Annotated in this window: 2 protein-coding genes; one reads left to right on the plus strand and one right to left on the minus strand. The window is 74.6% G+C overall.

Going from position 1 to position 2,392, the window contains the following annotated elements; all coding sequences use genetic code 11:
* On the plus strand, positions 1–1,263 hold a 1,263-nt coding region (locus RIF89_RS13990), incomplete at its 5' end, for a hypothetical protein (protein WP_309069691.1).
* Between the two features lie 64 nt (positions 1,264–1,327).
* Here RIF89_RS13990 and sucB read toward each other — a convergent pair.
* Positions 1,328–2,392 (minus strand): 2-oxoglutarate dehydrogenase, E2 component, dihydrolipoamide succinyltransferase (sucB, locus tag RIF89_RS13995; protein WP_309069692.1); only part of this gene is annotated, 1,065 nt, incomplete at its 5' end.

Raw genomic sequence — 2,392 nt, forward strand, 5'->3', positions numbered from 1 at the left:
CGGGTCGCTCCGCCGCACGCTCCGCTCGAAGGCGTGCTCGCGGCCGCGGGGGAGCGACGCGTGGTGCTCGCCGACGCTGCTGCCGTCGCCGACCGTGTCTTCCTCGGCCGCTCCGCGCCGCCGCAGCATCTCCTCGCCCCGACCGATGTCGTGCGCCGCGCGGAGGGGCACGATCTCGAGCTGCCGTGGTGCCGCGAACCGGTCGCACGGCTGCTCGATGCACGCGCGGCGGGGTCCCGGCCGCTGTGCGGCGGTGAGCTCGTCACGCTCGTCGTGAGCCTGCTGCGCGGCACCCGCGAGGCGTGGGACGACGTGCCGCCCGAGGAGGATGCGCCGGTCGGGCGCTGGTGGCTCGATGACGACGGGCGCCCGCTGTTCGCCCGCGCGGAGGATGGCGGCCCCGTGGCGGGAGAGGCGGACGCGCTGCTCGGCCAGGCCCTCGTCCACACCAAGGACCGCATGCTGCTGCGCCTGATCGAACAGGCACGCGACGCGCTGCAGCGGCCTCGGCGACTGCGCCGCGCGCTGGAGCCGCTCGAGGACGCGCTGTTCGAGGCCTGCGCGCCGCGGCCGATCGAGCGGACGAGCGCCCGCTCGGCGGAGCGGACGACGGCCCCTGCCGATGCGCTCGACGACGTGCTCATGCGCGCGCCCGAGAGCGCGGGGCTCGTCGGTCTGCTCGAGCGGTTCACGGACGCGTCGTTCGCCGAGACGATGGGCGATGCGGTCGACCGCGCTCGCGCGGCCGCACGGAGCGCCCTCACCGGCGGGCGTCGCCTGCCGCTGCTGGCGGGTGCGGCGGCGGCCGCCGCCGTGATCGCCGTGGGCCTACTGTGGCCGTCGGACCCCGAGCCTGCGGATGCGCACGCGCGCGAGGTCACGAGGCCAGGCCCATCGGCGGCGGCCACTCCCGCACCCGCCCCGCCCGCCCCGACCCCGCCCGCGCCGACGCCGACCGCATCGCCCGGCCCCGAGGATGCCCGGAACGCGGCGATCCGGCTGACGAGAGCCGTTGCGGAATGTGCGGCACATGCAGATCCGCTGTGCGCGGGGGTGCGGGACGAGGCCGCGGAGCCGCTGCCCGACGCGGTGCTCCGGATCGCCGCGGCCGGCGAACCCGTGCTGCTCGACGACTACGGCGACGTCGCGGTCTTCCGGCTGGAGGATCCGTCCCGCACGGGCGGGACCGTGCTGCTGCAGCTGATCCGGCCGGGGGAGAGGTGGCTGCTGCGCAGCGCGCAGGCGCTGCCCGAGTCCGGGTGACCGCGAACGCCGAAAGGGCCCGGACCGGCGAGACGCCGGGCCGAGCCCTTTCGAGATCGAGCGATCAGATGCCGAGGTCGCCCTGGAACGCGGCCTCCTCGAGGCGCGACTTGACGGCGCTCAGGAAGCGCGCCGCGTCGGCGCCGTCGATCGTGCGGTGGTCGTACGACAGCGCGAGGTAGACGTACGAACGGATGCCGATCGCCTCGACGCCGTCGACCTTCACGACGCCGGGACGCTTGTAGACGATGCCCGTGCCGAGGATCGCCGACTGCGGCAGGAACACGACGGGCGTGTCGAACAGCGCGCCGCGCGACCCGGTGTTGGTCAGCGTGAACGTGCCGCCGGCGAGCTCATCGGGCTTCAGCTTGTTGTCGCGCGTGCGGGCCGCCAGGTCGGCGATCTCGTGCGCGATCTGCGCGAGGTTCTTCGAGCCCGCGTCGCGGACGACCGGCGTGAGCAGGCCACGCGGCGTGTCGACCGCGATCGAGAGGTTCTCGCTCGGCGGGTACACGATGTTCTCGCCGTCGAGCGTCGAGTTGATGATGGGGTACGCCTGCAGCGCCTCGGCGGCCGCAAGGGCGAAGAACGGCAGGAACGACAGCTTGTCGCCGGTCTTCGACTGGAACTCGCCCTTCATCTGGTCACGGAAGCTCGAGAGCTTCGTGACGTCGACCTCGACGACGGTGGTGAGCTGAGCGGTCGACTGCATCGACTCGACTGCGCGCGATGCGAGCACCTTGCGCAGGCGCGACATCGGCTGCGTCGTGCCGCGCAGCTCCGAGACCTCGAGCTTCGTGGCGGGAGCCGACTGCGTCGGGGCGGAGGTGCCCGCAGCGGCCGGAGCAGAGGCCGCCTCGGCGGCCTTCAGCACGTCCTCCTTGCGGATGCGACCGCCGACGCCCGTGCCGGTCACCGACGCCAGGTCGACGCCGTTCTGCGCCGCAAGGCGCCGCACCAGCGGCGTCACGTACACCTTGTCGTCGTCGGCCGACGGCGCGGACGGCTCCGCCTTCGGCGCCTCCTGGGCGGGAGCGGCAGCCGGAGCCTGCTGCGCCGGAGCGGGCGCGGCGGGGGCCTCCTGCGCCGGGGCCTCCTGAGCGGGGGCCTCCTGCGCCGGGGCCTCCTG

Source organism: Microbacterium sp. (genome assembly GCF_031178525.1).
GTDB lineage: Bacteria > Actinomycetota > Actinomycetes > Actinomycetales > Microbacteriaceae > Microbacterium.